The 7,921-nt window shown below is 34.4% G+C and carries 10 protein-coding genes; 4 read left to right on the forward strand and 6 right to left on the reverse strand.

The window, feature by feature from the left end:
* Positions 1-264: 264 nt before the first annotated feature.
* The 6 genes from V7124_RS25910 to V7124_RS25935 all read right to left on the reverse strand — a co-directional run bounded on the left by V7124_RS25910 (position 265) and on the right by V7124_RS25935 (position 4,084).
* On the reverse strand, positions 265-921 hold the full coding sequence (locus tag V7124_RS25910) for a 2OG-Fe(II) oxygenase (RefSeq protein ID WP_335494790.1): 657 nt from the start codon (positions 919-921) through the stop codon (positions 265-267).
* Positions 922-1,440: 519 nt separating this feature from the next.
* Positions 1,441-1,815, reverse strand: a complete 375-nt coding sequence (locus V7124_RS25915; protein ID WP_335419197.1) for a YmaF family protein — start codon at positions 1,813-1,815, stop codon at positions 1,441-1,443.
* 745 nt (positions 1,816-2,560) lie between these two features.
* Positions 2,561-2,761, reverse strand: coding sequence for a hypothetical protein (locus tag V7124_RS25920; protein WP_335494793.1), 201 nt, complete (start codon positions 2,759-2,761; stop codon positions 2,561-2,563).
* Between the two features lie 80 nt (positions 2,762-2,841).
* Positions 2,842-2,958: a YjcZ family sporulation protein gene (locus V7124_RS25925; protein WP_335419125.1), complete on the reverse strand. Its 117-nt coding sequence runs from the start codon at positions 2,956-2,958 to the stop codon at positions 2,842-2,844.
* A 64-nt stretch (positions 2,959-3,022) separates the two neighbouring features.
* Positions 3,023-3,154 (reverse strand): YjcZ family sporulation protein, encoded by a 132-nt coding sequence (locus tag V7124_RS25930; RefSeq protein WP_090768394.1) that lies wholly within the window; start codon positions 3,152-3,154, stop codon positions 3,023-3,025.
* Between the two features lie 516 nt (positions 3,155-3,670).
* Positions 3,671-4,084, reverse strand: coding sequence for a hypothetical protein (locus V7124_RS25935; RefSeq protein ID WP_335494797.1), 414 nt, complete (start codon positions 4,082-4,084; stop codon positions 3,671-3,673).
* 137 nt (positions 4,085-4,221) lie between these two features.
* On the opposite strand from V7124_RS25935, the gene V7124_RS25940 reads away from it, so the two are divergent.
* From V7124_RS25940 to V7124_RS25955, 4 genes are all read left to right on the forward strand, one after another.
* Complete coding sequence (locus V7124_RS25940) at positions 4,222-4,536, forward strand: NUDIX domain-containing protein (protein WP_335419200.1); 315 nt, start codon at positions 4,222-4,224, stop codon at positions 4,534-4,536.
* 646 nt (positions 4,537-5,182) lie between these two features.
* Positions 5,183-5,863 (forward strand): response regulator transcription factor, encoded by a 681-nt coding sequence (locus V7124_RS25945; protein ID WP_335494802.1) that lies wholly within the window; start codon positions 5,183-5,185, stop codon positions 5,861-5,863.
* Between the two features lie 3 nt (positions 5,864-5,866).
* On the forward strand, positions 5,867-7,255 hold the full coding sequence (locus V7124_RS25950; protein ID WP_335494799.1) for a sensor histidine kinase: 1,389 nt from the start codon (positions 5,867-5,869) through the stop codon (positions 7,253-7,255).
* A 50-nt stretch (positions 7,256-7,305) separates the two neighbouring features.
* Positions 7,306-7,857, forward strand: a complete 552-nt coding sequence (locus V7124_RS25955) for a PepSY domain-containing protein (RefSeq protein WP_335419140.1) — start codon at positions 7,306-7,308, stop codon at positions 7,855-7,857.
* Positions 7,858-7,921: the final 64 nt, after the last annotated feature.

Below are 7,921 nucleotides of genomic sequence, written 5' to 3' on the forward strand. Positions count from 1 at the left end.
ATTCTTATTCAAGTAACGTGCGCGATTGTGAAATAAAAAGTAAAAGGGATAATACATATTAGTCATGTATAATATGTATTATCCTTTATTTTTTATGACTTTTTATAATTTAGATGTTGATAAAAAGATTTTTCAAAATGGATTCTTTTTATTTACCGTAAAATAAGGGTTTGTGAGGTATTTTTGATCAAACTCTATTTCAAAGCAATATTTAGTCCTTACAATGATGTTTGAGAGGTTGTGTCCGACTTGGAACGAAAGAATTCAAGTAAGAAATATACTTTTTTGTCTTCTCATCCATTGTGTTGCAACCCATTTTTCACCAGTTATAACTGGTGCTCCACCATGTAAAGTTAGTTCGTTTATGTCTTTATCGTTATAGAAATATTCGAAATACACCGCCATTCCTTTTTGTGGGGATACTGAAAAATTTAGTTTAGGAAAAAAAGTTTCTCCCCCATGCTCCACATCATTTAAGTACATGATGATTGTGCTAATTCTATTATTTTTTGTTGCTTTACTTGAAGATGTAAAAAAATCAAAATGAGCTTTATACTCTTGACCTGGAGTATATTTGAGAATTTGAATACCTTCCCCATGTTCAATGGGTATATTCATAATAGAGGATATTCTTTTTTCAATTTTGGTAATGATGTCATTTTCATTTTCTTGAAAATACATACTACTACTTGTTCTTATCTCATTTACTTCGTGTGTAACTCCAATTTTGGAACGATGCATTTTGTCTTTTGACAATTTAATTAGTTCGTCACATTCCTCGACACTCAGAACATTTCCTAAAATTACTATTAGTGGTTCTTCTAATCTAGCAATGATATTAATTTCTCTATCTTCTGTTTTGATTTTATTTCCAATGTGATTAAAAATAGTTTGTTCTTTACTAATTGATTCCATTGTCATCTTTGTTCGCCTCTCAAAAGACTTAATTTTCAGAATAATTAATTCATAACTTTTTGTTTCTGTAAGCGATTATCTATGATAATTATATCATGAACCTCCCGTTATATAACTGTTCATTATTCAGCTAAACCAGTTAATAGAAACTGATGTTTTATTCCATTATAGGGCGCTTTTCTTTAATAAGAAGGTGTCTTTTTGGAGTTTATAAGGTTTAGCAAAGATTGTGAAGGATTCTACTTAAACAAACGGGTGCAATAGTTCAAGATTGGAGCTGTCATTTTGGCAGCTTTTCTAGTTCCACTAACGTGGCAGATTAGTACAAGAAGAAAGAAGGACAATTATTTAAATATAAAAAGGCTGATTCTATAAAGACTCAGCTTTTTTTTGAAAAAATATCTAAAGACTATTGTAGGATATAACAAGTGTAAAATAGTTAACATGGTGGAGGGTGGTGGCATATTTCCTTAGATTTATAGTACTGTAACGTAGTGACTGTCATCAAAAAGTTATTAAGATTGTTTAATTACGAGGGCTTGTATTGCCACTATATTTATGTGAATGAGGATGAGTGCCGCTTACAGTGGTTACTCCGTGAAATTTATGATAATGCCCTCCTTCAGGCAAGGGGACAGCAGGCCCTGTGACTCCTCTAATTTCATGTTTATGCCCGTCATTGAAGGAAGTAATCGTAAAATAATGATGTGTATGAGGTACTCCAGTAGGGGCTGGTTCGGTACTTCCTGCATATCGATGTTCATGGCCAGCATTAAAAGAGGTTACCCCTGAGAAATGATGTCTATGAACAGGTCTGCCATCCCATGAAGTAAGATATAAAACATGTGTATGTTCGGCATCTTGAGACCTTGCTTTGTCAGCAAAATGGTATAAAGAAATACTTGGTTTTAAACTAGGTTAGATGTGGGTGAGTAAGACTAACTATTATGAAAATCCATGATACGTTACAGGCGTATGAATGCTAACAGGCTGACAGGAAGTACCTAAGTTCATTCTAAAATAGATATAATTCAACGTTGTAAGCTGATAACGTGGAGGGCTTACTTCCGAAGAAGCGTTGGTAAGGAAAGCAATAATGATACTAGTTATTGTATAACTTGCCTTTATGTCAGTGAAAGTGGTGGCACAGTACCAATGAAATGTCTAATCCACATGTAGGGATAGCCACTAAACTAAAGAAGAATCATTTAATCATGTAAGGCAAATCTTTATCGGTTAATAAGGTTCTTGTGAGACTAATAGAGGTTCACCTCCCACGAGAGGCACAGACTTATTGAAACGGAAGAATGGAGACACGGAAGGTATTAAATATCAAAAGTGTTATGGTTAAATTGAATTGGATTAGTTGGAACGCCGTATGAGGTGAAAGTCTCACGTATGGTGTGAACAGGGGAAAAGGGAGCGAAACCCCTAAACCCTTACCTATCTGTATGAACAAGATAATATTCTATTCAAAGGATATTTAATTATAAATCCGCAGGACAAAACGGGAGTTTCATGCAATAAACCATTTGCAAAAAATTAAATGTGGAATTTTTTATTTCACAACAGATGTTCTTTCTCTTTCTCTATAAAAAAAATGGCCCGTAGGCCTATGGAAACACTGTTTAAATCATTTGCTTAATTAGAATCTGCGTCTTCTTCTTCTCTCGATTTCAAACCGTCTTCTTCTTTCGATTTCGATTTCGATTTCAATAGGGAAAAACCGTCTCCGTCTCCGTCTTCTTCTCTCTATTTCAATTTCAATTTCAATGGGGAAAAACCGTCTTCGTCTAAAGCCGTCACGAAAAAACCGATCTCTGCGGTCAAATCCAAAAAATGGCATTTAATTCACCTTCCTTTCATTTCAGAATTCTCTATATAACAAAGGGCAGTTAACTTACCCTGCCCTTTGTTCCGTACAATTTAGTAGCCACTCATAAAAGCAGTCCCTACGATGATCAGTAGAATGAACAATACAACGACTAACGTCCTACCGTCATTATGTTCGTGTCTATGTTCGTGTCTATGCCCTTCACTCATTAATAACACCTCCAGTCCTTGCTTAAATAGGATTTTACTTAGCCCAAATCTACCGTTTGGTTTATTAAACCACGGCAAGAACGATTATCAATAGAATGAACAATACAACGATTAATACAAAGCTGCTGCCGCCGCCATAACCACCGCCGTAGTCACCGCCATCGTAGCCACCGCCGTATCCACATGATCCCCACATATTCTTTCACCACCTTTTTATTGAATATTCATTGGAAAAATACTTCTACTATGTATATATATTTTCTTAAGACAAGGGTTGATTGGACAAACATCTTCTTGTCTGAAAAAAATCATTGATTTCTTTAAACAATTTCTAAAAATAAAAAAGCGTCTGCAATAAATGCAAACGCCTCTTCGGAGGTCTTTATATAGGCTGGCGGGCTTAATAATATCATATGCATTCAGAATAAATCTGAATGGGACAAGTGCTGATTGTTAAAGCCAAGCCCCTAAAAAGGGCTTTTCACTTCTATCTTTAGTAGACAATAAAAACGTCTGCAATACAACTAAATGTCAACCGCAAACTCTTTTGGCGTCGGAGGAGGAATAATAACCTAGCACCCAAAATAAAACAGCATGGGACAAATGCTGATTAAAGTAATTTAAGAACTTTGGCACCACGACTTGTCGAAAATCAACAATAAAAATTCAACATAGCCAATAACTAAAATAACCCTATTCTTAAAGAAAGAAACTACTTTTTAAATTTTTTGTAAATTTTACTAAAAAAAGGTGCTATTTCTTTAATTAATGGTTTAAATTGTTTAGATGTAGCAACTATGGTATCAAAGGTTTCCATAAGCAATCCAATATCAACATTGTTAATGAAATTTTCTATTTGATTCTGAGTGTTTTGAGTCTGTTTCTGCCTGTTTTGATTACCCGATACAGGTTCCTTTCTTCTACGTCCAAAAAACCAATCATCATCGTTATGATTTGATCTGGTATCGAAAGATAATTGTTCTTTTTGTTCCGGAATTTCTTGTGAAATATTTTCGCTTTCTTTGTAACTTTCTCTTGGTTTACGGTTTCCAAACATTAATCTTGAAAAAGGGTCCATTTCTCTATTCGACTTTTGTTTTTGATTATGATCATTACCCTCTAACAACTTCTTCCTCCTCTCTTTAATACTTTTTTAAGATAAGCTATGATTAGTTGTGTATTCTTGTGTGGATGCTTGGCAATTTTTATTTATGGATATCAGTACATAGTGGAAAAATCAATTATCAAGGCAAATAATCCCTAATCACAGTTCGGAGGGAAGTTAAAGAGGAAACGGGGTTAGATGTAAAACTGATCGGCACGACTGGAGTATATAATTTTATCAGTAATACGAACAATCAAGTAATTTTATTTCATTTTATTGGTGAGGTTACTGGAGGTACATTAAATCTCGAAGAAGATGAAATTACTGACAGCAAGTGGATAAAAGTTAATGGCCTTTTAGCATTTGAAAACGAGGATTTACGAGAACCGCATGTAATAAAGCAGATAATTGATAACTTATTAGAAGAAAACATATATTCAATAAGTGTATTTACTGAGCAACTTTTTAAATAGTTCTTACTGAGCTAAACCAGCAAATAGAAGTTAATTTCTTATTGCATTAACGGGTGCTTTACTTTAAGATCAGGTTGCTGTGGTAGCCTTTTTCTTATTATGCAAAGGTAGCAGAATAGTTAAATAAGTTTTTTAAAAAAGCTACTGACATTTCAGTAGCTTTTTTAGTATTTAGAAAAATAACGAACCAATCCAAAAGATAACCCCTACCCAAATTAATATTATTATTGTTCCTGCTACCCAATTTTTCTTTTTACCTCTATATGATGTGTGACATTGTAATGAATCATTAAATTTTAGGATTTCATAATTGTTTTCTTGACTTTAGATAAAATAATAATATCAGTGTCTATCATTACTTAATAAATTTACATGATTTTCAACTATAACTCTTCTCGTCTGTTAACAGTATTCAAGATCACTTCTTAAAACCTTATAACTCTAATCAGAAAAAATAAATGAGTAAGTACAACTGCCTTACCATAGATAGCAAATTAGGCGCTCTTCCTTTAAACCTCGGACTTCTTATGAAGGTGGCACTAAATCCATTCCTATTAGATTAAGAAGGAGTAGCCTACCAGGGAGAAGTTAATTTGCATTAAAAAATTAATTTAAAGTGGTGAAAGAAATGGAGGTCCAATTGAGAATGGGCGCAGGAAAAATATTGATTGTTGAAGATGAAAAGAAAATTGCACGGCTGATTCAATTAGAACTTGAACATGAAGGATATGAAACAGGCACTGCCTTCACTGGGTTAGAGGGTTATTCATTATTTCAAAATGGAAATTGGGATCTACTGTTATTAGATGTGATGCTACCTGAATTAAGCGGACTTGAAGTGTTAAGGAGAATCCGCTCTGTCAATAACGAGATACCTGTTATTTTATTAACTGCCCGTGATGCCTTGCCAGATAAAGTAAGCGGGTTAGATTTAGGTGCCAATGACTATATTACTAAACCATTTGAAATCGAAGAATTGCTTGCCCGAATTCGAGTTTGGATGCGGTCCTCAATTTCCCAAGAAGAAGCTTATGCTCTTAGCATTGGTGATTTATCCTTAAATGAAAAAACACGTGAAGTAAAGCGCGCTGACCAATCCATTGAATTAACACCAAAAGAATACGATTTACTTCTATATTTATTACAAAACCAAAATCAAGTCCTAACATTCGACCAACTTTTATCAAATGTATGGGGGTTTGATTATTACGGTGATATAAATATTGTCTATGTATACATTCGTTATTTACGTAAAAAGGTTGACACTCCATTTTTAAAACCTTATATTCACACAGTTCGTGGTGTTGGATATATGTTAAAGAAATAAGATATGAAGATACAAACAAAAATTATTCTTACATCTACCCTTTGGCTGTTTATTCTACTAGTCTTAACCAATAGCTCCATTTACTTTGTTTTCAATAAAACAATGAAGGATAACGCAATCAAACGACTTGATACAGAAATCAGCAATGTATTAGAGGGAATAAAACAAGCCGATCGTTCCACCGTTAATTATAATAGTTTATTACGGTCTTATTTACCGCCAAATGGAATGATCCGTATCCTGCCTCCTAATGGCAACCCCATTCTAATAGTGGTAAAAGGCAATACCAATCTGCAACATCTTCCGTATTCATATGAAGCAGGTGAACAAATAAATGTGGAGGGGATCGATCATCATTTATACGCAGTGGGACACATACCGATTATTTGGACAAATAATGAAATTGTTTCACTAGAAGTAACAGAACCCTTAACAGATGTAGAACATTCACTAAGAATCCTAAAAATAATTTTAGTAGTTGCATCTCTCGTCATTTTAATTCCCACCGTTATTGGTGGTCGGATACTAAGTCAAGTCATCCTTCGTCCCATCAAAACACTGATTCAGACAATGGAAGAGATTCAGAACTCAAAGACATTTAAAAAAATAAGAAGAGACCGATCATCTAAAGATGAGTTGGACCAAATGGCCAACACGTTTAATAACATGATGGATTTATTGGAGGAAAATTATAAAAAGCAGGAACAATTCGTTTCAGATGCCTCGCATGAATTAAAGACTCCCCTTACCGTTGTAGAAAGCTACGCTAATATGTTAAAACGGTGGGGAATGAAGCGCCCTGATATTTTGGAAGAAGCCATTGAAGCCATTCATTCCGAGGCAATCCGGATGAAGCAGCTTACGGAACAGATGCTTTTACTAGCGAAGGGTGATACACAGTGGGAAATAAAAATAGAGCAAGTAAACATTGCTGCTATTTGCCGTGAAACATCGAAATATCTACAGCAAGCGTTTCAGCGTGAGATTTCGATTCATGTAAACACAGATCACCCATTGATTATGGCTGATGAAAAGAAAATCAAACAATTACTTTATATACTTATTGACAATGCCATAAAATACAGTGAAAAATCAATTGACATATCCATTTCCAGAAGCGGAAATTTTTTATTCATTGCGATTACCGATTATGGAATTGGCATTCCAAAAGAAGAATTAGAACGTGTATACGAGCGATTTTTTCGAGTAGATAAAGCTAGAAACCGTGAATCAGGCGGTTCAGGGTTAGGATTACCAATCGCAAAGAAAATCATCGCTGCCCATCATGGTGAAATTAAGATTGAAAGTGAGGAAGGAAAAGGGACAACGGTTACGCTAAAATTACCAATAAGCTTCTCAGACAATTCTAAGATACCTTTAATCGATTCTTAAAGAACCCATGTTACACTGTTTTAGAATAAATTATGTTGTGAGGTGATTGAATGAAAAAAATAGCCGTTATCGTTTTACTCATTCTTATCCTGGGCACCATTATTTGGTATGGTGGAACAAAAATGTTTAATCGGGCCCATTCTATCCATTCAGAAGACATGGTTAGTCAAATGATGATAGAAAAATATGGAGGTACGATTAAAAACATAAGCCCGGATCAGGAAAACTATAAACTTACTCTAGTAAAAGATCAGATACTATATGACATTATTGTAAATCGGCGAACAGGGGAAGTGGTTTCTTTTGTCAAACAATCATCCCCTGTAACGAACGATAGTCGCCAATCAGAAAGCAAGGAACCGCAAAAGGGTAATCAACCTGCTACTTCGGCTGATACCCCCATCACAATCGCAAAAGCAGAAGAATTAGCATTAGAAAAAGTTAGTGGTACGATCACTTCAATTAAATTGGATAAGGAAGATGATCAACTTGTATACGAGGTTGACATCGATCAATCGAAAACTAAAAAAGCAGAAGTGATTATTAATGCCTACTCCGGAAAAATTGAATCTATTACATTTGAAACAGATGAAGATAACTAAACGTGCAGCTTAAATGCTGCACGTTTTATTTTTTATTAAAATTTTGATATGACTAAGACCAGTC

The organism is Neobacillus niacini, from assembly GCF_036961885.1.
GTDB classification, from domain to species: domain Bacteria; phylum Bacillota; class Bacilli; order Bacillales; family Cytobacillaceae; genus Neobacillus; species Neobacillus niacini_H.

Bases quoted from the DNA above. Each gene is read 5' to 3' on its own strand.
- V7124_RS25950 (WP_335494799.1), top strand. From the start codon at position 5,867: ATGAAGATACAAACAAAAATTATTCTTACATCTACCCTTTGGCTGTTT.
- V7124_RS25910 (WP_335494790.1), bottom strand. From the start codon at position 921: ATGACAATGGAATCAATTAGTAAAGAACAAACTATTTTTAATCACATT.
- V7124_RS25925 (WP_335419125.1), bottom strand. From the start codon at position 2,958: ATGAGTGAAGGGCATAGACACGAACATAGACACGAACATAATGACGGT.
- V7124_RS25955 (WP_335419140.1), top strand. From the start codon at position 7,306: ATGAAAAAAATAGCCGTTATCGTTTTACTCATTCTTATCCTGGGCACC.
- V7124_RS25920 (WP_335494793.1), bottom strand. From the start codon at position 2,761: ATGCCATTTTTTGGATTTGACCGCAGAGATCGGTTTTTTCGTGACGGC.
- V7124_RS25930 (WP_090768394.1), bottom strand. From the start codon at position 3,154: ATGTGGGGATCATGTGGATACGGCGGTGGCTACGATGGCGGTGACTAC.
- V7124_RS25945 (WP_335494802.1), top strand. From the start codon at position 5,183: ATGGGCGCAGGAAAAATATTGATTGTTGAAGATGAAAAGAAAATTGCA.